This window comes from Pseudomonas fluorescens (assembly GCF_002837185.1).
GTDB lineage: Bacteria > Pseudomonadota > Gammaproteobacteria > Pseudomonadales > Pseudomonadaceae > Aquipseudomonas > Aquipseudomonas fluorescens_AM.
On sequence record NZ_KZ477994.1, the window covers coordinates 47,987 to 74,172 of the forward strand.

Below are 26,186 nucleotides of genomic sequence, written 5' to 3' on the forward strand. Positions count from 1 at the left end.
GAGTTTGGTGATCCCCTGTGGGAGGGGGCAAGCCCCCTCCCACATTGTTTATCCGCGCTTGGTCAGGCCCATCTTCACGCGGCCTTCAGCCGGGGTCATGACCCGTGCGCCCAGGCGGCTGAGGATTTCGCTGGCGCGTTCAACCAGTTGGCCATTGGTGGCGAGCACGCCCTTGTCCAGCCACAGGTTGTCTTCCAGGCCGACCCGCACGTTGCCGCCCAGCAACACCGCCTGGGCGGCCATCGGCATCTGCATGCGGCCAATGCCGAAGCCGGCCCATACCGCGTCGGCGGGCAGGTTGTCGACCATGGCTTTCATGGTGGTGGTGTCGGCCGGCGCGCCCCACGGGATGCCCAGGCACAGCTGAAACAGTGGGTCGTCGAGCAAACCTTCCTTGATCATCTGCTTGGCGAACCACAGGTGGCCGGTGTCGAAAATTTCCAGCTCGGCCTTCACGCCCAGTTCTTGGATACGCTTGGCGCCCGCCCGCAGTTGCGCGGGGGTGGACACGTAAATGGTGTCGCCATCGCCAAAATTCAGCGTGCCGCAGTCCAGGGTGCAGATTTCCGGCAGCAATGCTTCGACATGCGCCAGGCGGGTCAGCGGGCCGACCAGGTCGGTGTTGGGGCCGAACTCCATAGGGGTCTCGCCGCCACCGATCTCCAGGTCGCCGCCCATGCCGGCGGTGAGGTTGACGATGATGTCGATGTCGGCCTCGCGGATGCGCTCCATCACTTCACGGTACAGCGCCACGTCGCGGCTGAACGTGCCGGTATGCGGGTCACGCACATGGCAGTGCACCACGGTCGCGCCGGCCTTGGCGGCTTCCACGGCGGCGGCCGCGATTTGTTTGGGAGTGACCGGCACATGCGGGCTTCTGGCGGTCGTGTCGCCAGCACCGGTGAGTGCGCAGGTGATGATGACGTCATGGTTCATGGGGCAGGTTCCTTACAGGCGTGGAGGTGCCATTCGCAGCCGGTCGGGGCCGCGAAGCGGTGTTCTGGAAAAGGTTATTGACGGGTCAGTTGAAGGTTGGCCGCAGCCGGCTTGCCATCGAAAGTGGTCACGCCGTCCAGCCAACGCGCCTGGTCTTGCGGGTGATCCTTGAGCCACTGCCTGGCCGACTCGATAGGGTCTTTGTGATCCAGCAAAGGCTGCATCATCCGGCTCTCGTCGGCGGCGGTGAAGGTCAGGTTGGTCAGCAGTGTGTGCACGTTGGGGCATTGCTCTGCGTAGGCCGGCGCGGTGACTGTCCATACAGTGGCCATGCCTTCGTTCGGGCCCAGGGCGTCGTCGCTGCCGGTGAGGTAAGTCATGGCGACGTTGACGTTCATCGGGTGCGGCGCCCAGCCGAAGAACACCACGGCTTCCTTGCGGCGTACTGCACGGTCGACGGCAGAGAGCATGGCCGCTTCACTGGATTCAACCAGTTGGAATTTGCCCAGGCCGAACTGGTTCTTGGCGATCATCGCCTTGATCTGGGTATTGGCGCCCGAGCCCGGCTCGATGCCATAGATCTTGCCGCCCAGCTCTTTTTCGAACCGGGCGATATCGGCAAAGGTCTTCAGGCCCTTGTCCGCCAGGTAAGTCGGTACGGCGAGAGTGGCGCGGGCGTCTTCCAGGCTGGGTTTATCGAGCACCTTGACTTGCTTGGCGTCGACGAACGGCGTGATGGTCTGGGTCATCAGCGGGTTCCAGTAGCCCAGGAACAGATCCAGGCGCTGGTCGCGGATGCCGGCAAAGATAATCTGTTGGGAAGCGCTGGTCTGTTTGGTCTTGTAGCCAAGGCCGTCGAGCAGCACCTGGGCCATGGCACTGGTGGCGATCACGTCGGTCCAGTTCACCACGCCCAGGCGTACGTTCTGACATGAAGCGGCATCCGCTGCCATGGCGTGAGTGCTCAAAAGGGCGCTGGCGCTGAATACGAGCACGCAACGGCTGATCAGTCGGTTCATGGTGGAGCCCTCGGCAGGTCGTTATTGTGGGGTCCGGCGTCTTTGTGCGCCGTGCAGCCAAGTTACGTCCCTTGGGCAGCGCCGAAACGCACAGTGGCGACCGGCTCTTGCACTGCAGCGACCTGCGCGCTTGAATCCGCCCTTGAACGGGAGTATCACAGTGCCACGCTGGTCGTCCCACGAGAGCGCCATCATGTCCCAGGATTTTTATTTTTTGCTGATGCCGGGGTTCTCGGCCATTGGTTTTATCTCTGCCCTTGAGCCGTTGCGCGTGGCCAATCGCTTTCGTGGCGAGTTGTACCGCTGGCACATATTGAGCGCCGACGGCGGTGCAGTGCTGGCGAGCAACGGCATGTCGGTCAACGCCGATGCCGCGCTGGAGCCGCTGAAAAAAGGCGCGACCTTATTGGTGGTGGCCGGCTTCGAGCCGCTGCAGTTCGCCACGCCTGCGCTGGAACACTGGCTACGCCGTCTTGACCACGAAGGCGTAACCCTCGGCGCGATCGACACCGGCGCCTGCGTGCTGGCCGAAGCGGGCCTGCTCGACGGCCATCGTCTGACCTTGCACTGGGAAGCCATCGATGCGTTCAAGGAATCGTATCCGCAGCTGAGCGTCACCCAGGAGCTGTTCGAGATCGACCGCCGCCGCATCACCTGCGCCGGCGGCACCGCCTCCATCGACCTGATGCTCGACCTGATCGCCCAGGCCTATGGCCCTGAGTTGGCGATCCAGGTCTCTGAACAATTCGTGCTGGGCCGCATCCGCCCGCGCAAAGACCACCAGCGCATGCAGATCGCCACGCGCTACGGCATCACCAACAAGAAACTGGTGCAGGTGATCGGCGAGATGGAGCAGCACACCGAGCCGCCCCTAAGCACCCTGGCCTTGGCCGAGGCGATCAAGGTCACCCGGCGCCAACTGGAGCGGCTGTTTCGCCTGCACCTGAACGACACACCGAGCAACTTCTACCTGGGCCTGCGCCTGGAAAAAGCCCGAAAACTGCTGCGCCAGAGCGACATGAGCGTGCTGGAGGTGAGCATAGCCTGCGGGTTTGAGTCGCCGTCGTATTTCACCAGGAGCTATCGAGCGCGGTTTGCCAAATGTCCGAGGGAGGATCGGCGACGGGAGGTGGTTTGATCGTTTTTTAGCCAATTATAGGCGCGACTATAATTTAGAGTCGTTTCCATAATTAGGTATAAAAGCGGCCGGCACCGCGGATCAAATGTGGGAGGGGGCTTGCCCCCGATAGCGGTGGGTCAGCAGCACATAAGTGACTGACACACCGCCATCGGGGGCAAGCCCCCTCCCACAGTAGATTTTGGTGTGGCTTATTTTTTCAGCGGGGCCGAACACGCCGCTTTGTAGGCCTCATGCTGATACTTGTTCAACGCACCACACACGAAGCTAAAGGCACCGCGGATCAATGTGGGAGGGGGCTTGCCCTCGATAGCGGTGGGTCAGCAGCACATAAGTGACTGACACACCGCCATCGGGGGCAAGCCCCCTCCCACAGTAGATTTTGGTGTGGCTTATTTTTTCAGCAGGGCCGAACACGCCGCCTTGTAAGCTTCATGCTGATACTTGTTCAGCGTCGCGGGCAGATCAAAGTTATGCTTCTTATTCTGCGCATTGATGGTTTGCGGTGACAGCAGAGTCACTTCAACCCCGTCCAGCAACTGAAACACCCCTTCAATCTTGAACGTCGTCGGGCCTCCGGCGAATTCGCCTTTCTTGCTGCGCTTCTTGATCGCGATACGGGTGATGGCGTTTGCCTGCACGAACGCCTTCACCTGCGCGGCGAAGGCTTTGACGTTGGCGGCCTCATCATCGTCTTCAAGGGCGATTTTCTTGGTGGTCAGGGCGACGTGGGTCAGCGCCTGGTTATCCAGCGAAGCGACGGCGATGATGGCTTCGCTGCCTTTGATTTCAATGCCGCAGATAGTCATGAAGAGCCTATGTTCAGAAGAAAAGTGGCGCGATTGTCGCTTATTCCTGCCCAATCGACTCCAAAAACTCCGACCGCTCATCACTCATCCGCGCCAGGCAGTCGTTGTGCGCAATCGCGTATGCCTTGGTGCCGGTCACCGCCGGGAAGGTATCCACCGCGCAATCGGCGTCGCGCAGTTTTTCCCATTTTTGCTGGGCGTCCTTCAGACGGGCGGTAATGTCCGCCAGTTTGGTCTTGTCGCTGCCGTAGGTCGAACCCATGCGTTCCAGCAGCCCCTGATAGTTGTCCTTGAGCAATTGCTCGGCGGTGGTTTTGTTGTAGGTGGCGCATTCCAGGGTTTGCTGGTCGTTCTCGATGCCGTCACACGGCGTGCTGTCGGTGTCTTCGGCCGCGTGGACGCCGGTTGCGATGAGTGCCAAAGCCAGGAAAATCGATTTCATTGCGCCGTCTCATATCAGGTGATGCGGGAATTCTGGCTCAAGCGTAAGACAAAGAACAGCCGCCAGTCAGACCACTCTTAACAGCCTTTGTCGTGGATTGACGCTTTCGGCAATTCCCCTGTCGTTTTTGCACCCGGCTCCGTCGGTCCCTGGGCATATGCTGGCCCCAAAGCGCCGGCAGACGATTCGGCGCATGAATCGCCAATAAGGGGACGCCTGATGAGCCCAGCCGAGTTGCACGCCGACAGCATCGTTATCGACGGGCTGATTATTGCCAAGTGGAACCGCGACCTGTTCGAAGACATGCGCAAAGGTGGCCTGACCGCCGCCAACTGCACGGTGTCGGTGTGGGAAGGCTTCCAGGCCACGATCAATAACATCGTTGCCAGCCAGACCCTGATCCGCGAGAACAGCGACCTGGTGATCCCGGTGAAAACCACCGCCGATATTCGCAAGGCCAAGGAGCAGGGCAAGACCGGCATCATCTTCGGTTTCCAGAATGCCCACGCGTTCGAAGACCAGCTCGGCTACGTCGAGATCTTCAAGCAGCTCGGCGTCGGGGTGGTGCAGATGTGCTACAACACCCAGAACCTGGTCGGTACCGGCTGCTACGAGCGTGACGGCGGCCTGTCGGGGTTCGGGCGCGAAATCGTCGCCGAGATGAACCGTGTCGGCATCATGTGCGACCTGTCCCACGTCGGTTCCAAGACCAGCGAAGAAGTCATCCTCGAATCGAAAAAGCCGGTGTGCTATTCCCACTGCCTGCCATCGGGCCTCAAAGAGCACCCGCGCAACAAGTCTGATGAAGAACTCAAGTTCATCGCCGACCATGGTGGCTTTGTCGGCGTGACCATGTTCGCGCCGTTCCTGGCCAAGGGCATTGATTCGACCATCGACGACTACGCCGAAGCCATCGAATACACCATGAACATCGTCGGCGAAGACGCCATCGGCATCGGCACCGACTTCACCCAGGGCCATGGCCAGGATTTCTTTGAAATGCTGACCCATGACAAGGGCTACGCCCGCCGCCTGACCAGCTTCGGCAAGATCATCAACCCGCTGGGCATCCGCACCGTGGGCGAGTTTCCCAACCTGACCGAGACCCTGCTCAAGCGTGGCCACCCCGAGCGCGTGGTACGCAAGATCATGGGCGAGAACTGGGTCAACGTCTTGAAGGACGTCTGGGGCGAATAAGCCAGGCACCTATCGGCAACACCACCACGAATTTTTCTGGAGTTAAGTTTCCATGGCCAAGATCGCCCCGCAATTGCCTATCGAAGTCGACAGCGAAACCGGTGTCTGGACCTCCGACGCCCTGCCCATGCTGTATGTGCCGCGTCATTTCTTCGTCAACAACCACATGGGCATCGAGGACGTACTGGGTGCCGACGCCTACGCCGAGATCCTCTACAAGGCCGGCTACAAATCCGCCTGGCACTGGTGTGAAAAAGAAGCCGAATGCCACGGCCTGGAAGGCGTCGCGGTGTTCGAGCATTACATGAAGCGCCTGTCGCAACGCGGCTGGGGCCTGTTCAAGATCCAGGACATCGACCTCGACACAGGCACCGCCAGCGTCAAGCTTGAACACTCGGCGTTTGTCTACGTGTACGGCAAGGTCGGGCGCAAGGTCGACTACATGTTCACCGGCTGGTTTGCCGGCGCCATGGACCAGATTCTGCAGGCGCGTGGCAGCCAGATTCGCACTGTTGCAGAGCAAGTCTACGGAGGCTCCGAAGAGGGCCACGATGACGGCCTGTTCACCGTCAAGCCGTTGTAAGCCGAGGACCGTGCCATGGCTTTCGAAGCAATGTTTGCGCCGATCCAGATCGGCAAACTGACCATCCGCAACCGCGTGCTCAGTACCGCCCACGCCGAGGTGTATGCCACCGACGGCGGCATGACCACCGACCGCTATGTGAAGTACTACGAAGAGAAAGCCAAGGGCGGTATCGGCCTGGCGATCTGCGGCGGCTCGTCGGTGGTGGCCATCGACAGCCCCCAGGAATGGTGGAGTTCGGTGAACCTGTCCACCGACCGCATCATCCCGCATTTTCAGAACCTGGCCGACGCCATGCACAAGCATGGAGCCAAGATCATGATCCAGATTACCCACATGGGCCGTCGCTCGCGTTGGGACGGCTTCAACTGGCCGACCCTGATGTCGCCGTCCGGCGTACGTGAACCGGTGCACCGCGCCACCTGCAAGACCATCGAGCCGGAAGAAATCTGGCGCGTGATCGGCAACTACGCCAGCGCCGCCAAGCGCGCCAAGGCCGGCGGCCTTGACGGTGTGGAACTGTCCGCCGTGCACCAGCACATGATCGACCAGTTCTGGAGCCCGCGGGTCAACAAGCGCACCGACGAATGGGGCGGCAGTTTCGAGGGCCGCATGAAGTTCGGCCTGGAAGTGCTCAAGGCCGTACGTGCCGAAGTGGGTGACGACTTCTGTGTGGGCATGCGCCTGTGCGGTGACGAGTTCCACCCGGACGGCTTGTCCCACGAAGACATGAAGCAGATCGCCAAGTATTACGATGACACCGGCATGCTCGATTTCATCGGCGTGGTGGGCTCGGGTTGCGACACGCACAACACCCTGGCCAACGTGATCCCCAACATGAGTTATCCACCGGAGCCGTTCCTGCACCTGGCCGCCGGTATCAAGGAAGTGGTCAAGGTCCCGGTGCTGCACGCGCAGAACATCAAGGACCCGAACCAGGCCACGCGCATCCTCGAAGGCGGCTATGTGGACATGGTCGGCATGACCCGTGCCCATATCGCCGACCCGCACCTGATCGCCAAGATCAAGATGGGCCAGATCGACCAGATCAAACAGTGCGTCGGCGCCAACTACTGCATCGACCGCCAGTACCAGGGCCTGGATGTGCTGTGTATCCAGAACGCCGCGACCTCCCGTGAATACATGGGCGTGCCGCATATCATCGAGAAGTCCACCGGGCCCAGGCGCAAAGTGGTCGTGGTGGGGGCAGGACCTGCCGGTATGGAGGCTGCACGTGTCGCCGCCGAACGTGGCCACGACGTAACCCTGTTGGAGAAGAAAGAGCTTATCGGCGGGCAGATCACCACTGCATCGAAAGCGCCGCAACGTGACCAGATTGCCGGCATTACGCGCTGGTTCCAGTTGGAACTGGCGCGCTTGAAAGTCGACCTGCGCCTGGGCGTGGCGGCCGATGCCGAAACCATCCTGGACCTGCGCCCGGACGTGGTGGTGCTGGCCGTCGGTGGGCATCCGTTCATCGAGCAGAACGAACACTGGGGCGCTGCCGAAGGGTTGGTGGTGAGCAGTTGGGATGTGCTCGACGGCAAAGTCGCACCGGGCAAGAACGTGCTGGTGTACGACACCATCTGCGAATTCACCGGCATGTCGGTGGCGGATTTCCTGGCGGACAAAGGTTGCCAGGTCGAGATCGTCACCGACGATATCAAGCCAGGCGTGGCCATCGGCGGTACGTCGTTCCCGACTTACTACCGCAGCATGTACCCCAAGGAAGTGATCATGACCGGCGACATGATGCTGGAAAAGGTCTACCGCGAAGGCGACAAGCTGGTGGCGGTGCTGGAGAACGAATACACCGGGGCCAAGGAGGAACGGGTGGTGGACCAGGTGGTGGTGGAGAACGGCGTGCGTCCGGACGAAGCCCTTTACTACGGGCTCAAGGAAGGTTCGCGCAACAAGGGCCAGATCGACGTCGAAGCGCTGTTCGCGATCAAGCCGCAGCCGTGCCTGAGCGAAGCGGGTGAGGGGTACTTGCTGTTTCGCATCGGTGACTGTGTGGCCCAGCGTAATACCCACGCCGCCATCTATGACGCCCTGCGCCTGTGCAAAGACTTTTGATGAGGTGAACTCGGTCAAATGTGGGAGGGGGCTTGCCCCCGATAGCGGTGGTTCAGCTACAGCTGTATCAACTGACACTCCGCCATCGGGAGCAAGCCCCCTCCCACATTCAAGGCCAGTTTCACAGTAGGCCTGTGTGGTCTTTGGGAGCTTCACCATGTTGAACACCTTGCTGCCTATTCTCCTGTTTGCCGCTTTGGGGCTCGCCGTGCTTGGCGCTTTGCGCCGGGCGAACATGTGGCGCCGTGGGCGCGCCTCCAAAGTCGACCTGCTTGGCGGCCTCTTGGCGATGCCCAAGCGCTACATGGTCGATTTGCACCACGTGGTCGCCCGCGACAAATACATCGCCAACACCCATGTCGCTACTGCATTGGGCTTTGTGCTGTCGGCGCTGCTGGCGATTCTGGTGCATGGTTTCGGCCTGCAAAACCGTATCCTCGGCTACGCCTTGCTGCTGGCCTCGACCTTGATGTTTGTCGGCGCCATCTTCATGTACCTGCGCCGCCGCAACCCGCCCGCACGCCTGTCCAAAGGCCCGTGGATGCGCCTGCCGAAAAGCCTGATGGCGTTCTCGGTGAGCTTTTTCCTGGTGACCCTGCCGGTGGCCGGCATTCTGCCCGCCGATTTTGGCGGATGGCTGCTGGCCGCGTTGTTGAGCGTGGGCGTGCTGTGGGGCGTGTCCGAAATGTTCTTCGGCATGACCTGGGGCGGCCCGATGAAACACGCTTTCGCCGGTGCCCTGCACCTGGCCTGGCACCGCCGCGCCGAGCGCTTCGGGGGCGGCCGCTCCACCGGTTTGAAACCACTGGATCTGAGCGACAAGACCGCGCCACTGGGCGTGGAAAAACCCAAGGATTTTACCTGGAACCAATTGCTCGGTTTCGACGCCTGCGTGCAGTGCGGCAAGTGCGAAGCGGCGTGCCCCGCGTTCGCGGCCGGCCAGCCGTTGAATCCGAAAAAACTCATCCAGGACATGGTGGTCGGCCTGGCCGGCGGCACCGATGCCAAGTTCGCCGGCAGCCCGTATCCAGGCAAACCGATTGGTGAACACGCCGGCAACCCGCACCAGCCGATCGTCAACGGCCTGGTGGACGCCGAGACGTTGTGGTCGTGCACCACCTGCCGCGCCTGCGTGGAAGAGTGCCCGATGATGATCGAGCACGTCGACGCCATCGTCGACATGCGTCGCCATCTCACCCTGGAAAAGGGTGCCACGCCGAACAAGGGCGCTGAAGTCCTGGAGAACCTGATCGCCACCGACAACCCCGGCGGCTTCGCTCCGGGCGGTCGCCTGAACTGGGCGGCGGACCTGAACCTGCCGCTGCTCAGCGACAAGGGCAACTGCGAGGTGCTGTTCTGGGTCGGTGACGGTGCCTTCGACATGCGCAACCAACGCACCCTGCGTGCGTTCGTCAAGGTGCTCAAAGCGGCAGGTGTGGACTTCGCGGTACTCGGTCTTGAAGAGCGCGACAGCGGCGACGTGGCGCGGCGCCTGGGCGATGAAGCGACGTTCCAAGTGTTGGCCTCGCGCAACATCCAGACGTTGGCCAGGTACAGCTTCAAACGCATCGTCACCTGCGACCCGCACAGTTTTCACGTGCTGAAAAACGAGTACGGCGCTTTCAACGGCAACTACGTCGTGCAGCACCACAGCACCTTCATGGCCGAACTGATCGGCGACGGCGCGCTGAACCTGGGCCAGCACAAAGGCAACAGCGTGACCTACCACGACCCGTGCTACCTGGGCCGCTACAACGGTGAATACGAGGCACCGCGCCAAGTGCTGCGTGCGCTGGGCATCGAGGTCAAGGAGATGCAACGCTCGGGCTTTCGATCGCGCTGCTGCGGCGGCGGCGGCGGAGCACCGATCACTGACATCCCCGGCAAGCAGCGTATCCCGGATATGCGCATGGACGATATCCGCGAAACCGGCGCCGAACTGGTGGCCGTGGGTTGCCCGCAGTGCACCGCAATGCTCGAAGGTGTGGTCGAACCGCGCCCGCTGATCAAGGACATCGCCGAGCTGGTGGCCGACGCGTTGCTTGAAGACGCCGCGCCGGCCAAAGCTCCCCCCAAACGTGAACCTGCGGAGGTGCATTGATGAGCGACATTATCCGCCGCGACCCACGGGCCGAATGGATCGCCCGTAATCGCCTGCACCCGCTGCACGCGGCGATGCAGCCGGTGCAACAGAGTTGGATGGGGCCTAACGGCGTCATCCGCAAGAATGTGCACGGTGTGGGTTTTATCGGCCCCAACGGCATCAAGCGCATCGACCGCAGCGGCGCGCAACAGGGCGGTGCGGCCAAGCGTACGGCGGCGGTCGAGGTGCAGTTGCCGCTGCACCAGGTCCCGGCCCCGGCGTTCTACATCAATGTGGTGCCGGATATGGTCGGCGGCCGCCTGAGCAGCCACGACCGCGATGTGCTCGGCCTGGCGCGGCAACTGGCCGGCAGCGACGGCGCGGTACTGGCGGTGGTGTTTGGTGAACACAAGGAAAGTGCGTTTGCGACAGCGGGCGTAGACCGCCTGCTGGTGCTGGAAGGCCACGAATTCGACGGTTATTCACCGGAACAACGCGTCCAGGGCCTGCGGGCTGTGGATAACCAATTCAACCCGCGTCACTGGTTGCTGCCCGACAGCCGCAACGGTGGCGGTGAACTGGGCCGACGTTTTGCCGCCAGTCTCAAGGAACGTCCGGCCACGCGGGTGTGGCAGATCACGGGCGAGTCGTGTATCGGTCGCGCCGGCGCGGGCCAGGAAGATCTGGCGCGACCGCTGCCACGCCTGATTCTCGCCGCCGCCGAATGCGCCGACCCGGTCAGCGAGACGCGCCATGAAGTGTTGCCCGTGGAGTTATCCACAAGCCTGGCGCGCAGCCTGCCGCGTATCGAAGACCTCGGCGCGGTGGCAGTGGACCCGGCGGCGATTCCGATGGCCGAAGCCGAATTCATTTTCTCCGGCGGTAACGGCGTGAAGGATTGGGCGTTGTTCCACCAGACCGCTGCCGCCCTGGGCGCCACCGAAGGCGCTTCACGGGTCGCGGTGGACGATGGCTTCATGGCGCGTGATCGCCAGGTCGGCGCCAGCGGCACCTGGGTCACGGCGCGGGTATACGTGGCCGTGGGCATTTCCGGGGCGATCCAGCACCTGCAAGGTATCGGTGCCTGCGACAAGGTGGTGGCGATCAACCTCGACCCCGGCTGCGACATGATCAAGCGTGCCGACCTGTCGGTGATCGGCGAAAGCGCCGCGATTCTGCACGCCTTGATCGCTGCGGTCGAGCCCTACCGCAACGGCGCCAAGCGCGATGCAGCCTAGGGACATGACCATGACAACCAATGTAATCAGCCTGGTATCCATCGGCGCCCATCCCACCTCCGGGCGCCCGCGCCGTGCCGAACAGGATGCGCGTGCCGTCGAGCTGGGCCTGCAGATGGCTGGGGATAAGTTGCAGGTGCTGCACGCCGGCGACATCAGCGAGCCGACCCTGCGCAGCTACCTGGGCATGGGCTTGGCGCAACTGCATGTGCTGGAGCAGCCGGCCGGCGCCGATGCGTTGCCGGTGTTGAGTGACTATCTGCGCGAAGCCGGCGCCCAGGTGGTGCTCACCGGCAGCCAGGCGGAAACCGGTGAGGGCTCGGGCATGCTGCCGTTCCTGTTGGCGGAGCAACTGGGCTGGCCGCTGATTGTGGGGCTGGCTCAGGTTGAGTCCATCGATGCCGGCGTGGCCCATGTGCTGCAGGCGTTGCCACGCGGCCAGCGACGGCGCTTGAAGGTCCGCTTGCCGTTTCTGGCGACGGTGGATAACGCTGCGCCCAAGCCACGCCAGAGTGCATACGGCCCGGCGCAACGTGGCGAGCTTGCCGCCCACGACGTCGAGATTGAACAGGATGAGTTATTCACAGGCGCGCTGCTGCAACCGGCCAAGCCTAGGCCCAAGCGTCTCAAGGTGATCAAGGCCAAGAGCGGCGCTGATCGTATGAAGGCTGCGACGGCCAAGGCCAGCGGGGGCGGTGGGCAAGTGCTCAAGGGCGTAAGTCCTGAAGAGGGCGCGCAAGCCATACTCAAATTGCTCATAGAAGAAGGCGTCGTACGCTGATCCCCTGGTGGGAGGGGGCTTGCCCCCGATCGCAGTGTGCCAGTCAGTACATCTGTTACTGATACACAGCTATCGGGAGCAAGCCCCCTCCCACAGAGTTATGGCGTTTACCCACAATCGCTGTTGATCTGCCTGTGGATAACCTGTTCGCGGTTGTCTGCACCCCCTGTATATCAAGCCCTGCAGCCCACTGTACGAAAAATAACCAACCTAACTTGCGGTTTTTATTCGGTTTTTTCCTTGGCTGACGCCTGGACTTGCCCCCAAAGTCTGTTGGCGCTTCTGTGGATAAGATGTTCGCTGTCGGCTGAGAGCCTTATAAACAAAGGCTTTGCTCGATACGATCAAAATATGATCAATTATCGCGTATACGCCGCTGAATACCCCTGTATGCCCCGAGATATGCAGCCTTGAGGTGGTTTTCCACAGCGCGGGCAAAGTTGCCCCCAAAGTCTGTTGGTGCTTCTGTGGATAAGGTGTTCGCGTACTGCTGCAGGTCACGTATTCTGGGGCTTTCAGTGGGTTGATCAAAAAACGATCAGGCGCTTGTCAGATGCATGATTCTGAATAAGTCACGGATTTTCTTGATTTAATTTTGGTGGTAGCCGGCAGTTGCCCACAATTGCTGTGGGTGGCTCTGTGGATAAGTTGTTGGGTAACGGCTGGAGCGCCCAGCCGCAGCGGGCTAGACTATTGTTGCTCAAATTTTGAACAGCTCAGATTCTTAATGTGGGACGGGGCTTGCCCCCGATAGCGGTGCATCAGCCAATAAAGTTGCTGGCTGAACCACTGCAATCGGGGGCAAGCCCCCTCCCACATTTGATCCACGGTGTGTCAGTTACTCGTGCGCAGCCACGCCCTTGAGGTAAGGCGCTGGCGCCGCGCCGAGGTTGTTGAGCATGCGCTCGCTGTACCAATCCACAAAATTCACCACACCGAACTCATAGGTCTTGGAGTACGGCCCCGGCTGGTAAGCGGTGGAGTTGATGCCGCGCTGATTCTCTTCGGCCAGGCGCCGGTCCTGGTCGTTGGTGGCGTCCCATACCTGGCGCATGCGCTCCACGTCGTAGTCCACGCCTTCCACCGCGTCCTTGTGCACGATCCACTTGGTGGTAACCATGGTTTCCTGGGCGCTGATCGGCCACACGGTGAACACGATGATGTGATCGCCCATGCAGTGGTTCCACGAGTGGGGCAGGTGCAGGATACGCATCGAGCCCAGATCGGGGTTTTTGATCCGGCCCATCAACTTGGCGCAGCCCTGCTTGCCGTCCAGGGTCATCGACACGGTGCCCTTGAGCAGCGGCATGCGCACGATGCGGTTACGCAGGCCAAAGCTGGCGTGGGCGTAAGGGATTTTCTCGGCATCCCAGGCGGCCGCGGAGGCGGCTACATGATCCTTGAACGCCTGGTCGGCGCGCGGGTCGGTGACGTCATCCCATTCCAGCAGGGTTTTCAGCAGTTCCGGGTGCGACGCGTTGCAGTGGTAGCACTCGCGGTTGTTTTCCAGCACCAGCTTCCAGTTGGCTTTCTCGAACAAGGTGGTCTGGATCGCCACCTTGGTGTTCTCCATGTCGTAGGGTTCCATGTAATGGCTCAGGGTCGACAGGAAGTCATCGATGGCCGGCGGGTTCTCGGCCAGGCTGATGAAGATATAGCCGCCGGCGGTTTTCACGTTCACCGGTTTCAGGCCGTACTGCTTCATGTCGAAGTCGGCGCCCATCTCGGTGCCGGCGAACAACAGGCGGCCGTCCAGCTCGTAGGTCCACTGGTGGTAGTGGCACACGAGCTTGGCAACCTTGCCCTTGTCGCTGGTGCATAAGCGCGAACCACGGTGACGGCACACGTTGTGAAACGCATGCACCACACCGTCGGCGCCACGGATCACGATGATCGGGTTCTTGCCCACCTGCAGGGTCAGGTAGTTGCCCTTGGTGGGGATTTCGCAGGTCATGCCGGCGATCAGCCACTCTTTCTGGAAGATTTCCTGCATGTCGATATCGAACAGCCGCTCATCAGAGTAAAACGGCTGCGGCAGCGAAAAGGTGCGCTCGCGCTCTTGCAGCATGTGCGCGGTGGCCTTGCGTGCGGGTTCCAGCGGATCGCCCAAGCTTAAGGTTGCGGTGACGTCCATCGTGTATGTCCTCATGGCCATTCGGTGTGGCCGGCGAATAGTGGCTGATCAGGTGTGCAGCAAGGCGTAAAGAACGCGTCTTTGTTGGGAGCGAGTGTGGGCCCGGCGTTGGGTCGAACCTTATCCATGGGCGACATGGCCCAATCTGATCCCGACGCGCAAGCCCCTGTCGTTGGGGGCTGGTCGCGGTAAGTATGTGAATGTCGCAGATAGGTAAATGGGCGATTCGCGCGTTACGCAGAATCGCCACCATAAGGCCGAGCCTCGGCGGTGGAGAACAGTATGTCCAACAGCTTCCTGAACCCGGTAACCACCCAGACCTGGGCCAATGGTCGGCACATCGTCCGTTGCGTCAAAGTCATCCAGGAAACCTGGGACGTGCGCACCTTCTGCTTCATGGCCGACCAGCCGATCCTGTTCTTTTTCAAACCGGGGCAGTTCGTCACCCTGGAGCTGGAGATCGAAGGCCAGCCGATCATGCGTTCGTACACCATTTCCAGCTCGCCGTCGGTGCCGTACAGCTTCTCGGTGACCATCAAGCGCGTGCCGGGCGGCCGCGTTTCCAACTGGTTGCACGATACGCTGCATGAAGGCCAGGAACTGGCGGTGCACGGGCCGGTCGGGCTGTTCAATGCAATCGACTTCCCGAGCCCCAAAGTGCTGTATCTGAGCGGCGGCGTCGGCATCACGCCGGTGATGTCCATGGCGCGCTGGTTCTACGACACCAACGCCAATGTCGACATGACATTCGTGCACAGCGCCCGCTCACCCAAAGACATCATCTACCACCGCGAGCTGGAACACATGGCGTCGCGGATCGACAACTTCAGCCTGCACCTGATCTGCGAGAAACACGGGTTGGGTGAGCCGTGGGCAGGTTATCGCGGTTACTTGAACCACAAGATGCTCGAACTGATGGTGCCGGATTTCCTTGAGCGCGAAGTGTTCTGCTGCGGGCCTACGCCCTACATGAGCGCGGTGAAGCGCCTGCTGGAAGCCGCCGGTTTTGACATGGCCCGCTACCACGAAGAATCCTTCGGTGCCACGCCGCCCGAAGCCCGTGCCGATGCGGTGGAGCAAGCCGAACAAGCTGCCGACGCACCGGAAATTGATCTGGCGGATCTGCACCAAGTGGAGTTCATTGCGTCGGGCAAGAGCATTCGCGTAGCACCGGGCGAAACCGTACATGCAGCGGCGGCCAAGCTCGGCCTGTTGATCCCGAAAGCCTGTGGCATGGGGATTTGCGGCACGTGCAAGGTGATGAAGCTGGGCGGCGAGGTCGAGATGGAGCACAACGGCGGGATCACCGAAGAGGATGAAGCCGAGGGTTATATCCTGTCGTGCTGCAGTGTGCCGAAGGGTGATGTGCGCATCGAGTTCTGACAGCCGCTCATTAACGCCTGCCAGGACGCTCCGCGTCCCGCTTGAGTGGTATGGCTGCATTCCCACGCGGAGCGTGGGAATGCTCGGTGTGAAGGGTTACTGGGCGTAGATATGTACTACGAAATGCTGGCCTGAGGCTGTCAGTTCATAGACTTTGTCGTAGACCCTCAGCGTCCTCGATGGCTCGCGGATGGTGTCGCCGACCTTTGCGTATTTCCTGAACTCATCCCAGTCGATAATGGTGGTGCTGACGGTGTTGTCACCTTGCACCAGGCTATTGACGTTGCTTTGATATTCCATGATTGAACTCTCCATTGGATTTGCAGCCGACTATTCGGCAGGCAATAAACCCGGAAGGTGGCAGGTATCGCTGCGTTTTCCTTCCAGGTTCCAAGAGGCTAGCCAATGAAATTGGAGTGCGCTGCTGTCAGAAATATCAAAAAACAGACTCGGCAATCGGCCAGCACGGACCTGTCTGATTTCTACTTCAAGCGTTCATCACTTCCCTGATGTCGGCCGCCAATTCTCTTACACGCTCTTCTTCGGTGTCCCACGCACACATGAAGCGTGCGCCGCCTTTGCCGATGAAGGTGTAGAAGCGCCAGCCCTTGGCCGTCAGGGCTGCGATAGCGGGTTCCGAGAGCTGCAGGAACACGCCATTGGCCTGCACCGGGAACATCAGTTCCACGCCGGGAATGTCCGCCACCAGGCTGCTGAGCAACTGCGCGCAGTGGTTGGCGTGGCGTGCATGTTTGAGCCAGGCGTCGTTTTCGAGCAAGCCCACCCAGGGCGCGGACAGGAAACGCATCTTCGACGCGAGCTGGCCGGCCTGTTTGCAGCGGTAGTCGAAGTCTTCGGCCAGCTTATGGTTGAAAAACAGGATCGCTTCACCCACGGCCATGCCGTTCTTGGTGCCACCGAAGCACAGCACGTCCACCCCGGCCTTCCAGGTCAGGTCGGCCGGCGAGCAGCCCAGAAACGCACAGGCGTTGGAGAAGCGCGCGCCGTCCATATGCAGGTTCAGGCCCAGCTCCTTGCAGGTGACGCTGATGGCGCGGATTTCTTCCGGGGTGTAGACGCTGCCGACTTCGGTGGCCTGGGTGAGGGTGACTACGCGCGGTTTCGGGTAGTGAATGTCCTGGCGCTTGAGGGCGATTTCGCGGATCGACTCCGGCGTCAGCTTGCCGTTTTCGGTGCGCGCAGTCAGTAGCTTGGAGCCATTGGAGAAAAACTCAGGCGCGCCGCACTCATCGGTCTCGACGTGGGCGGTTTCCGAGCAAATCACGCTATGGTAGCTCTGGCACAGCGAAGACAGCGCCAGGGAGTTGGCGGCGGTACCGTTGAAGGCGAAGAACACTTCGCAGTCGGTTTCGAACAGATTGCGGAAACCGTCGGCGGCGCGGTGGGTCCACTCATCATCACCGTAGGCGCGTTGATGGCCCTGGTTGGCTTGTTCCATGGCGGCCCAGGCTTCCGGGCAGATGCCGGAATAGTTGTCGCTGGCGAATTGTTGGCTCTTGTCAGTCATGGCCCATTCCTGTGGTCGATGTTGGTGCGCACTTTAACCAAGATTGGGAGGGCGGCGCACGCACTGTAAATGCAAAGTCGGTGGGGAATTATGCACGGTACTGACACCTTGCCTGTCGGACGTTTCCGAGATGGCGCTTTGGACCTGCTCAAGTGGCTGGCGCTGCTGAGCATGGTGCTGGATCACCTGCGCTACGTGGGCTTGAGCCTCGATGGCCTGTATGTACCGGGGCGCCTGGCGTTCCCGTGGTTTTGCCTGGCGATTGCGGCGAATCTGCACCGGACTCGAAATACTCCAGTGACCGGCCAGTGGCGCTACCTGGCCTGGTTGCTGCTGTTCAGTGTGATCAGCGAAGTGCCGTATCGGATGTTCATCGAAGATGCCGATACCTTGAATGTATTGCCGACCCTGGCGCTGGGCCTGCTGGTTGCCCGAGGTTTGCGGCAGAAGGCGCTGGTTGATCGAGGATTGGCGCTGATCGCTGTCACAGTGGCGGCCGTATTTTCAACCCAGTTGATGTTCGGTTTATTTGGCGTATTGCTGCCGCTGGCGATGCTGCTGGTGTTTCGCCGGCCCTGGTATTTCAGCGTGCTGCCGGGTTTGGTCTGCGTCGCCGCCAATCAATGGCAGATTCTGCTCAATAGCGGCACGTTTGTGGCGTTGTCGGGGTTGGCTGCATGCCTGATTGCGCCGCTGGCAGGATTGGTCTTATTGCGACACGCCAGAAACGTCTCGCCACCGGCCATGCGCCGTTGGGCATATGCCCTCTATCCAATGCACTTCCTTGTGCTGCTGCTCGTGCGCAAGATCATCGCCTGACCCCTGTGGGAGGGGCTTGCCCCCGATGGCTGAGTGTCAGCCTCTGCATAGGCAAGCTGACCCACCGCTATCGGGAGCAAGCTCCCTCCCACACAAGCCCTATTCCACATTTGTTCTGCGTCGCTGGAGGAATGTCGTAAACGCACCTTTGCGTGGCGTGCGCAGGCATTTGGCCCGCACGCGCCAGCCCTACCATCGCATCAAAGGGCCCTGCGAGGGCCTCAACAATACGAAAGGCTGGGAGAGACGCGATGTTCAGCAAACAAGACCAGATCCAGGGATATGACGACGCACTGCTGGCGGCGATGAATGCCGAGGAGCAGCGTCAGGAAGACCATATCGAGCTGATCGCGTCGGAGAACTACACCAGCAAACGCGTGATGCAAGCGCAAGGCAGCGGCCTCACCAACAAATACGCCGAAGGCTACCCGGGCAAGCGCTACTACGGTGGCTGCGAGCATGTGGACAAGGTCGAGGCCCTGGCCATCGAGCGCGCCAAGCAGCTGTTCGGCGCCGATTACGCCAACGTGCAGCCGCACTCCGGTTCGTCCGCCAACAGCGCGGTGTACCTGGCGCTGATCAATCCCGGCGACACGATCCTGGGCATGAGCCTGGCCCACGGCGGCCACCTGACCCACGGCGCCAAGGTGTCGTCCTCGGGTAAGCTGTACAACGCGGTGCAATACGGCATCAACACCGACACCGGCCTGATCGATTACGACGAAGTCGAACGCCTGGCCGTGGAGCACCAGCCGAAGATGGTGGTAGCCGGTTTCTCCGCCTACTCCAAGACCCTGGATTTCCCACGTTTCCGTGCGATTGCCGACAAGGTGGGCGCGCTGCTGTTCGTCGACATGGCCCACGTCGCCGGCCTGGTTGCCGCCGGCCTGTACCCGAACCCGCTGCCGTACGCCGATGTGGTCACCACCACCACGCACAAGACCCTGCGCGGTCCGCGTGGCGGCCTGATCCTGGCAAAGGCCAACGAAGCCATTGAAAAGAAACTCAACGCCGCCGTATTCCCCGGCGCCCAGGGCGGCCCGCTGATGCACGTCATCGCCGGCAAGGCCGTGTGCTTCAAGGAAGCCCAGGAGCCTGGCTTCAAGGTCTATCAGCAACAAGTGATCGATAACGCCCAGGCCATGGCCGAGGTGTTCATCAAGCGCGGCTACGACGTGGTCTCCGGCGGCACCGATAACCACCTGTTCCTGGTCAGCCTGATCCGTCAGGGCCTCACCGGTAAAGACGCGGACGCCGCCCTTGGTCGCGCCCACATCACCGTCAACAAGAACGCCGTGCCGAATGACCCGCAGTCGCCATTCGTGACCTCGGGCCTGCGCATCGGCACTCCGGCGGTGACCACCCGCGGTTTCAAGGTGGCGCAGTGCATCGAATTGGCCGGCTGGATCTGCGACATCCTCGACAACCTCGGCGACGCCGACGTCGAGGCCAACGTGGCCAAGCACGTGTCTGCCCTGTGCGCTGATTTCCCGGTTTATCGCTGAGCGCGGTTTTGGAGTAATGACTATGCAACGCTACTCAGGCTTCGGCCTCTTCAAGCACTCCCTCAGCCATCACGAAAACTGGCAGAAGATGTGGCGCACGCCGACCCCGAAAAAGGTCTACGACGTGGTTATCGTCGGCGGCGGCGGGCATGGTCTGGCGACCGCCTACTACCTGGCCAAGGAGCACGGCATCACCAACGTGGCCGTGGTCGAGAAAGGCTGGCTGGGCGGCGGTAACACCGCGCGCAACACCACCATCGTGCGTTCCAACTACCTGTGGGACGAGTCGGCGCACCTGTACGAACACGCGATGAAACTCTGGGAAGGTTTGTCCCAGGACCTGAACTACAACGTGATGTTCTCCCAGCGCGGCGTGTACAACCTGTGCCACACCCTGCAGGACATCCGTGATTCCGAGCGCCGCGTCAGCGCCAACCGCCTCAATGGCGTGGACGGCGAACTGCTCAATGCCAAGCAGGTGGCCGACGAGATCCCGTACCTGGACTGCTCGAAAAACACCCGCTACCCGGTGCTCGGCGCCACTGTGCAACGTCGCGGCGGCGTGGCCCGTCACGATGCCGTGGCCTGGGGCTTTGCCCGCGCCGCCGACGCCCTTGGCGTGGACCTGATCCAGCAGACCGAAGTGATCGGCTTTCGCAAGGAAAACGGCGTGTGCATCGGCGTGGAAACCAACAAAGGCTTTATCGGCGCCAAGCGCGTCGGTGTGGTGACCGCCGGTAATTCCGGGCACATGGCTTCGCTGGCCGGTTTCCGCCTGCCGATCGAATCCCATCCACTGCAAGCACTGGTATCGGAGCCGATCAAGCCGATTATCGACAGCGTGATCATGTCCAACGCCGTGCACGGTTACATCAGCCAGTCCGACAAGGGCGACCTGGTGATCGGCGCCGGTATCGACGGCTACAACGGTTACGGCCAGCGCGGCTCGTACCCGGTGATCGAACACACCATCCAGGCCATCGTCGAGATGTTCCCGGTGCTCTCACGCGTGCGCATGAATCGCCAGTGGGGCGGCATCGTCGACACCACGCCGGACGCGTGCCCGATCATCTCCAAGACCCCGGTGCCGAACATGTTCTTCAACTGCGGGTGGGGCACCGGTGGCTTCAAGGCCACGCCGGGCTCGGGCAACGTGTTCGCCGCGAGCCTGGCCAAGGGTGAAATGCACCCATTGGCTGCGCCTTTCTCCATCGACCGTTTCCACAACGGTGCGCTGATCGACGAACACGGCGCTGCGGCCGTCGCCCACTAACAGGAGAACCACCTTATGTTGCATATCTTCTGTCCTCACTGTGGCGAACTGCGCTCCGAAGAGGAATTCCACGCGTCCGGCCAAGCGCACATCCCGCGCCCGCTGGACCCGAATGCCTGCACCGACGCCGAGTGGGGCGACTACATGTTCTTTCGCGACAACCCCCGTGGCCTGCATCACGAACTGTGGATTCACGCCGCCGGTTGCCGCCAGTATTTCAACGCGACCCGTGACACCGTGACCTACGAAATTCTTGAAACCTACAAGATCGGTGAGAAGCCTCAGTTCACCGCCAAGGCCTCTGGAGAGAAGGTATGAGCCAGATCAATCGCCTGTCCAACGGTGGCCGCATCGACCGCAATAAAGTCCTGACCTTCACGTTCAACGGCCAGAGCTACAAAGGCTTTGAAGGCGACACCCTGGCCGCCGCCCTGCTGGCCAACGGCGTCGACATCATCGGCCGCAGCTTCAAGTACTCGCGGCCTCGCGGCATCTTTGCTGCGGGCGCCGAAGAGCCGAACGCGGTGCTGCAGATCGGGGCCACCGAAGCCACCCAGATTCCCAACGTGCGCGCCACGCAACAGGCGTTGTACCAGGGCTTGGTCGCCACCAGCACCAACGGCTGGCCGAGCGTCAACAACGACATGATGGGCATTCTCGGCAAGGTCGGCGGCAAGCTGATGCCGCCGGGTTTCTACTACAAAACCTTCATGTACCCGCAATCGTTCTGGATGACTTACGAGAAGTACATCCGCAAAGCTGCTGGCCTTGGCCGCTCGCCGACCGAGAACGACCCGGACACCTACGACAACTTCAACCGTCACTGCGACGTGCTGGTGGTCGGCGCAGGCCCTGCCGGTCTCGCCGCGGCACTGGCGGCTGCGCGCAGCGGTGCGCGGGTGATCATCGCCGATGAGCAGGAAGAGTTCGGCGGTTCGCTGCTCGATTCGCGTGAAAGCCTCGACGGCAAGCCGGCCACCGAATGGGTTGCCAGTGTCATCGCTGAACTCAAAGCCCTGCCGGACGTGGTGCTGCTGCCCCGCGCCACCGTCAACGGCTACCACGACCATAACTTCCTGACCATTCACGAGCGCCTCACCGACCACCTTGGCGACCGCGCGCCGATTGGCGTGGTGCGCCAGCGCATCCACCGCGTGCGCGCCAAGCGTGTGGTGCTGGCGACCGGTGCGTGCGAGCGCCCGCTGGTGTACGGCAACAACGACGTGCCGGGCAACATGCTGGCCGGTGCGGTCTCTACCTACGTGCGTCGCTACGGCGTGGCACCGGGCAAGAAACTGGTGCTGTCGACCAACAACGACCACGCCTACCGGGTCGCGTTGGACTGGCTCGACGCCGGCCTGCAAGTGGTCGCCGTCGCCGATGTACGCCATAACCCACGCGGTGCCCTGGTTGAAGAAGCCCGCGCCAAAGGCATTCGTATCCTCACCGGCAGCGCCGTGGTCGAAGCCCGGGGCACCAAGCGCGTGAGTGCTGCGCGTGTGGCTGCGATCGATGTCAAAGCCCACAAAGTCACCAGCCCCGGCGAGTGGCTGGACTGCGACCTGGTGGCCAGCTCCGGCGGCTACAGCCCGGTGGTGCACCTGGCTTCGCACCTGGGCGGCAAGCCGACCTGGCGTGAAGACATCCTCGGTTTTGTGCCAGGCGAAGCCCCGCAGAAACGCGTGTGCGTCGGCGGTATCAATGGCGTCTACGGCCTTGGGGATTCCCTCGCCGATGGGTTCGAAGGTGGCGTGCGCGCTGCCAGCGAAGCGGGTTTTGCCCCGGTTGAAGGGGTGTTGCCCAAAGCCCTGAGCCGTCTGGAAGAACCAACCCTGGCGCTGTTCCAGGTGCCCCACGAAAAAGCCACCGCGCGGGCGCCGAAGCAATTTGTCGATCTGCAGAACGACGTCACCGCTGCCGCCATCGAACTGGCAACCCGCGAAGGTTTCGAGTCGGTGGAGCACGTCAAGCGCTACACCGCGCTGGGCTTCGGCACCGACCAGGGCAAGCTGGGTAACGTCAACGGTTTGGCCATCGCGGCGCGCTCGCTGAACGTGACCATCCCGCAGATGGGCACCACCATGTTCCGCCCCAACTACACGCCGGTGACTTTCGGTGCGATAGCCGGGCGTCACTGTGGGCACATTTTCGAACCGGTGCGCTACACCGCGCTGCAAGCCTGGCACGTAAAGAACGGCGCCGAGTTTGAAGATGTCGGCCAGTGGAAACGCCCTTGGTATTTCCCACGCAACGGTGAAGACCTGCACGCGGCGGTAAAACGTGAATGCCTGGCGGTGCGCGACAGCGTCGGCCTGCTCGATGCCTCGACCCTCGGCAAGATCGACATCCAGGGCCCGGATGCCCGTGAGTTCCTCAACCGCATCTACAGCAACGCCTGGACCAAGCTTGACGTGGGCAAGGCGCGCTACGGCCTGATGTGCAAGGAAGACGGCATGGTCTTCGATGACGGCGTCACCGCCTGTCTGGCCGACAACCATTTCCTGATGACCACCACCACCGGCGGCGCCGCCCGCGTGCTGCAGTGGCTGGAAATCTATCAGCAGACCGAATGGCCGGACCTCAAGGTGTATTTCACCTCGGTCACCGACCACTGGGCGACCATGACCCTGTCCGGCCCCAACAGCCGCAAGCTGCTCAGTGAGGTCACCGACATCGACCTGGACAAGGACGGCTTCCCGTTCATGACCTGGAAGGAAGGCCTGGTCGGCGGCGTACCGGCGCGGGTGTTCCGTATCTCGTTTACCGGTGAGCTGTCGTATGAAGTCAACGTGCAGGCCGACTACGCCATGGGCGTGCTGGAAAAGATCGTCGAGGCCGGCAAAAAGTACAACCTGACCCCGTACGGCACCGAAACCATGCACGTTCTGCGCGCCGAAAAGGGCTTCATCATTGTCGGCCAGGATACCGACGGCTCGATGACCCCGGACGACCTGAACATGGGTTGGTGCGTGGGCCGTACCAAACCGTTCTCGTGGATCGGCTGGCGTGGGATGAACCGTGAAGACTGCGTACGTGAAGAGCGTAAGCAGCTGGTCGGGCTCAAACCGATTGATCCGACCGTATGGCTGCCGGAAGGCGCGCAACTGGTGTTCGATCCGAAGCAGACGATTCCGATGAAAATGGTCGGCCACGTGACCTCAAGCTATGCACACAACTCCCTGGGTTATTCGTTTGCCATGGGCGTGGTGAAAGGCGGCTTGAAGCGCATCGGCGAGCGGGTGTTTTCGCCGCAGGCCGATGGCAGTGTGATCGAGGCGGAGATTGTGTCTTCGGTGTTCTTTGACCCCAAGGGTGATCGGCAGAACATTTGAGTCGCCTGCATCGGGGGCAAGCCCCCTCCCACATGTTGAAATGCATTCCCCTGTGGGAGGGGGCTTGCCCCCGATGAGGCCATCAGCCTCACAACAGAATTCAGAACAGGTGCTTTATGACAGCAGCCAATGTTTACCAGCAACGCCCCACCACCGGCGCCAAGGCCGAGTCGTCGCTGCACCATGCCGACCTCGCCAGCCTGGTCGGCAAGGGCCGCAAGAATGCCGGCGTAACCGTGCGGGAAAAGAAACTCCTCGGCCACTTGACCCTCCGTGGCGATGGCCACGATGCCGCGTTCGCCGCCGGGGTGCACACGGCCCTGGGCATCGAACTGCCCGGTGCCCTGAGCGTGGTCTTCAAGGGTGAGACGAGCCTGCAATGGCTCGGCCCGGACGAATGGCTGCTCATTGTCCCGGGCGGCGAAGAATTCGCCGCCGAACAGAACCTGCGCGCGGCTCTGGGCGACCTGCATATCCAGATCGTCAACGTCAGTGGCGGCCAGCAGATGCTCGAACTCAGCGGCCCGAACGTGCGCGATGTGTTGATGAAATCCACCAGCTACGATGTGCACCCCGACAACTTCCCGGTGGGCAAGGCGGTGGGCACGGTGTTCGCGAAATCGCAACTGGTGATCCGCCATACCGCTGAGGACACCTGGGAACTGCTGATTCGCCGCAGCTTCTCGGATTACTGGTGGCTGTGGCTGCAGGACGCCTCGGCCGAATTCGGCCTGAGCGTTCAAGCCTGACATGGCGCTCGCGCTGTCTCACCCCTTCACTGTAGGAGCGAGCTTGCTCGCGAAAAACTCAAAGACGCCGCGTTCATTCAGCATGCACGCATCATCGTTGGCGTTCTTCGCGAGCAAGCTCGCTCCTACAGTAGATAGCGTTGTTTGAGGAGTTACCCGCTATGAGCCGCGCACCCGATACATGGATTTTGACCGCCGACTGCCCCAGCGTGCTCGGCACGGTGGACGCGGTCACCCGCTACCTGTTCGAGCAGGGTTGCTACGTTACCGAGCACCATTCGTTCGATGACCGCCTCTCGGGCCGCTTTTTTATTCGGGTGGAATTCCGTCAGCCCGATGGATTTGACGAGCAGGGTTTTCGCGATGGCCTGGCCACGCGCGGTGAAGCCTTTGGCATGATCTTCGAGCTGACGGCACCGAACTACCGGCCAAAAGTGGTGATCATGGTCTCCAAGGCCGATCACTGCCTCAACGACCTGTTGTACCGCCAGCGCATCGGCCAGTTGTCGATGGACGTGGTCGCGGTGGTGTCCAACCATCCCGATTTGAAACCTTTGGCCGACTGGCATCAAATTCCCTACTACCATTTCCCCCTCGACCCCAACGACAAACCGTCCCAGGAGCGTCAAGTGTGGCAAGTGGTAGAAGACACCGGCGCCGAACTGGTGATCCTTGCGCGTTACATGCAAGTGCTGTCGCCGGAGCTGTGCCGCAAGCTGGACGGCAAGGCGATCAACATTCATCACTCGTTGCTGCCGGGGTTCAAGGGCGCCAAGCCGTATCACCAGGCGTACAACAAGGGGGTGAAACTGGTCGGCGCCACGGCGCATTACATCAACAACGACCTGGATGAAGGGCCGATCATCGCCCAGGGTGTGGAGGTGGTGGATCACAGCCACTATCCCGAGGATTTGATTGCCAAGGGGCGGGATATCGAAGGGCTGACATTGGCACGGGCGGTGGGGTATCACATTGAGCGGCGGGTGTTTTTGAACGCCAATAGAACGGTGGTGCTCTGACTGACGCCATCGGGGGCAAGCCCCCTCCCACATTTGAAATGCGTTCCCCTGTGGGAGGGGGCTTGCCCCCGATGAGGCCCTCACCCACAACCCAAGAAACAGCATCTGTACCCGAGCACTTAAACGCGCTGCCCATCCAAAC

Annotated in this window: 22 protein-coding genes; 15 read left to right on the forward strand and 7 right to left on the reverse strand. The window is 61.5% G+C overall.

What is annotated here, in order from left to right; genetic code table 11:
• Positions 1–48: 48 nt before the first annotated feature.
• Both CIB54_RS11735 and CIB54_RS11740 read right to left on the reverse strand, forming a co-directional pair.
• The gene (locus tag CIB54_RS11735) at positions 49–936 is read right to left on the reverse strand and encodes a 3-dehydrocarnitine:acetyl-CoA trimethylamine transferase CdhC (RefSeq protein WP_101219863.1); all 888 of its coding nucleotides are present in this window, start codon (positions 934–936) and stop codon (positions 49–51) included.
• 74 nt (positions 937–1,010) lie between these two features.
• Positions 1,011–1,955 carry a choline ABC transporter substrate-binding protein gene (locus tag CIB54_RS11740; RefSeq protein WP_101219864.1) on the reverse strand — a complete coding sequence of 315 codons (945 nt, stop codon included), beginning with the start codon at positions 1,953–1,955 and terminating at the stop codon, positions 1,011–1,013.
• Positions 1,956–2,148: 193 nt separating this feature from the next.
• On the opposite strand from CIB54_RS11740, the gene CIB54_RS11745 reads away from it, so the two are divergent.
• Positions 2,149–3,093: a GlxA family transcriptional regulator gene (locus tag CIB54_RS11745; RefSeq protein WP_065949525.1), complete on the forward strand. Its 945-nt coding sequence runs from the start codon at positions 2,149–2,151 to the stop codon at positions 3,091–3,093.
• 392 nt (positions 3,094–3,485) lie between these two features.
• On the opposite strand, the gene CIB54_RS11755 is transcribed toward CIB54_RS11745, so the two are convergent.
• On the reverse strand, positions 3,486–3,902 hold the full coding sequence (locus CIB54_RS11755) for a DUF3010 family protein (protein WP_101219866.1): 417 nt from the start codon (positions 3,900–3,902) through the stop codon (positions 3,486–3,488).
• A gap of 40 nt (positions 3,903–3,942) precedes the next feature.
• On the reverse strand, positions 3,943–4,344 hold the full coding sequence (locus CIB54_RS11760; RefSeq protein ID WP_065885435.1) for a lysozyme inhibitor LprI family protein: 402 nt from the start codon (positions 4,342–4,344) through the stop codon (positions 3,943–3,945).
• Between the two features lie 219 nt (positions 4,345–4,563).
• Between CIB54_RS11760 and CIB54_RS11765 the strand changes: the two genes are divergently transcribed.
• The 6 genes from CIB54_RS11765 to CIB54_RS11790 all read left to right on the forward strand — a co-directional run bounded on the left by CIB54_RS11765 (position 4,564) and on the right by CIB54_RS11790 (position 12,302).
• Positions 4,564–5,541, forward strand: coding sequence for a dipeptidase (locus CIB54_RS11765; protein ID WP_010207105.1), 978 nt, complete (start codon positions 4,564–4,566; stop codon positions 5,539–5,541).
• 52 nt (positions 5,542–5,593) lie between these two features.
• The gene (locus tag CIB54_RS11770; protein WP_101219867.1) at positions 5,594–6,124 is read left to right on the forward strand and encodes a DUF5943 domain-containing protein; all 531 of its coding nucleotides are present in this window, start codon (positions 5,594–5,596) and stop codon (positions 6,122–6,124) included.
• A 15-nt stretch (positions 6,125–6,139) separates the two neighbouring features.
• On the forward strand, positions 6,140–8,200 hold the full coding sequence (gene dgcA / locus CIB54_RS11775; protein ID WP_101219868.1) for a dimethylglycine demethylation protein DgcA: 2,061 nt from the start codon (positions 6,140–6,142) through the stop codon (positions 8,198–8,200).
• A gap of 157 nt (positions 8,201–8,357) precedes the next feature.
• Positions 8,358–10,301: a dimethylglycine demethylation protein DgcB gene (gene dgcB, locus CIB54_RS11780; protein ID WP_101219869.1), complete on the forward strand. Its 1,944-nt coding sequence runs from the start codon at positions 8,358–8,360 to the stop codon at positions 10,299–10,301.
• Complete coding sequence (locus tag CIB54_RS11785) at positions 10,301–11,521, forward strand: electron transfer flavoprotein subunit alpha (RefSeq protein WP_101219870.1); 1,221 nt, start codon at positions 10,301–10,303, stop codon at positions 11,519–11,521. Before dgcB ends, CIB54_RS11785 begins: the two co-directional genes overlap by 1 nt.
• Before the next feature lie 10 nt (positions 11,522–11,531).
• The gene (locus CIB54_RS11790) at positions 11,532–12,302 is read left to right on the forward strand and encodes an electron transfer flavoprotein subunit beta (RefSeq protein WP_101219921.1); all 771 of its coding nucleotides are present in this window, start codon (positions 11,532–11,534) and stop codon (positions 12,300–12,302) included.
• 838 nt (positions 12,303–13,140) lie between these two features.
• Here CIB54_RS11790 and gbcA read toward each other — a convergent pair.
• Positions 13,141–14,436: a glycine-betaine demethylase subunit GbcA gene (gene gbcA, locus CIB54_RS11795; protein ID WP_065949497.1), complete on the reverse strand. Its 1,296-nt coding sequence runs from the start codon at positions 14,434–14,436 to the stop codon at positions 13,141–13,143.
• Between the two features lie 282 nt (positions 14,437–14,718).
• Between gbcA and gbcB the strand changes: the two genes are divergently transcribed.
• Complete coding sequence (gbcB, locus tag CIB54_RS11805; RefSeq protein WP_065949498.1) at positions 14,719–15,819, forward strand: glycine-betaine demethylase subunit GbcB; 1,101 nt, start codon at positions 14,719–14,721, stop codon at positions 15,817–15,819.
• A gap of 96 nt (positions 15,820–15,915) precedes the next feature.
• On the opposite strand, the gene CIB54_RS11810 is transcribed toward gbcB, so the two are convergent.
• On the reverse strand, positions 15,916–16,119 hold the full coding sequence (locus CIB54_RS11810) for a hypothetical protein (protein ID WP_101219871.1): 204 nt from the start codon (positions 16,117–16,119) through the stop codon (positions 15,916–15,918).
• A gap of 187 nt (positions 16,120–16,306) precedes the next feature.
• Complete coding sequence (locus CIB54_RS11815) at positions 16,307–17,347, reverse strand: threonine aldolase family protein (protein WP_065929441.1); 1,041 nt, start codon at positions 17,345–17,347, stop codon at positions 16,307–16,309.
• 90 nt (positions 17,348–17,437) lie between these two features.
• On the opposite strand from CIB54_RS11815, the gene CIB54_RS11820 reads away from it, so the two are divergent.
• The 7 genes from CIB54_RS11820 (at position 17,438) to purU (ending at position 26,044) form a co-directional block, all read left to right on the forward strand.
• Positions 17,438–18,166, forward strand: a complete 729-nt coding sequence (locus CIB54_RS11820) for a TraX family protein (RefSeq protein ID WP_065949500.1) — start codon at positions 17,438–17,440, stop codon at positions 18,164–18,166.
• A 251-nt stretch (positions 18,167–18,417) separates the two neighbouring features.
• The gene (gene glyA / locus CIB54_RS11825; protein ID WP_065949501.1) at positions 18,418–19,671 is read left to right on the forward strand and encodes a serine hydroxymethyltransferase; all 1,254 of its coding nucleotides are present in this window, start codon (positions 18,418–18,420) and stop codon (positions 19,669–19,671) included.
• 22 nt (positions 19,672–19,693) lie between these two features.
• Positions 19,694–20,944, forward strand: a complete 1,251-nt coding sequence (locus CIB54_RS11830) for a sarcosine oxidase subunit beta (RefSeq protein WP_010207084.1) — start codon at positions 19,694–19,696, stop codon at positions 20,942–20,944.
• Between the two features lie 15 nt (positions 20,945–20,959).
• Positions 20,960–21,262 (forward strand): sarcosine oxidase subunit delta, encoded by a 303-nt coding sequence (locus CIB54_RS11835; RefSeq protein ID WP_065885450.1) that lies wholly within the window; start codon positions 20,960–20,962, stop codon positions 21,260–21,262.
• The gene (locus CIB54_RS11840; RefSeq protein ID WP_101219872.1) at positions 21,259–24,276 is read left to right on the forward strand and encodes a sarcosine oxidase subunit alpha; all 3,018 of its coding nucleotides are present in this window, start codon (positions 21,259–21,261) and stop codon (positions 24,274–24,276) included. Before CIB54_RS11835 ends, CIB54_RS11840 begins: the two co-directional genes overlap by 4 nt.
• A 116-nt stretch (positions 24,277–24,392) precedes the next feature.
• Entirely contained in the window at positions 24,393–25,025 is a 633-nt protein-coding gene (locus CIB54_RS11845; RefSeq protein ID WP_101219873.1) for a sarcosine oxidase subunit gamma, read from the forward strand.
• 161 nt (positions 25,026–25,186) lie between these two features.
• Positions 25,187–26,044 carry a formyltetrahydrofolate deformylase gene (purU, locus tag CIB54_RS11850; protein WP_016977808.1) on the forward strand — a complete coding sequence of 286 codons (858 nt, stop codon included), beginning with the start codon at positions 25,187–25,189 and terminating at the stop codon, positions 26,042–26,044.
• The last annotated feature ends 142 nt before the right edge of the window (positions 26,045–26,186 follow it).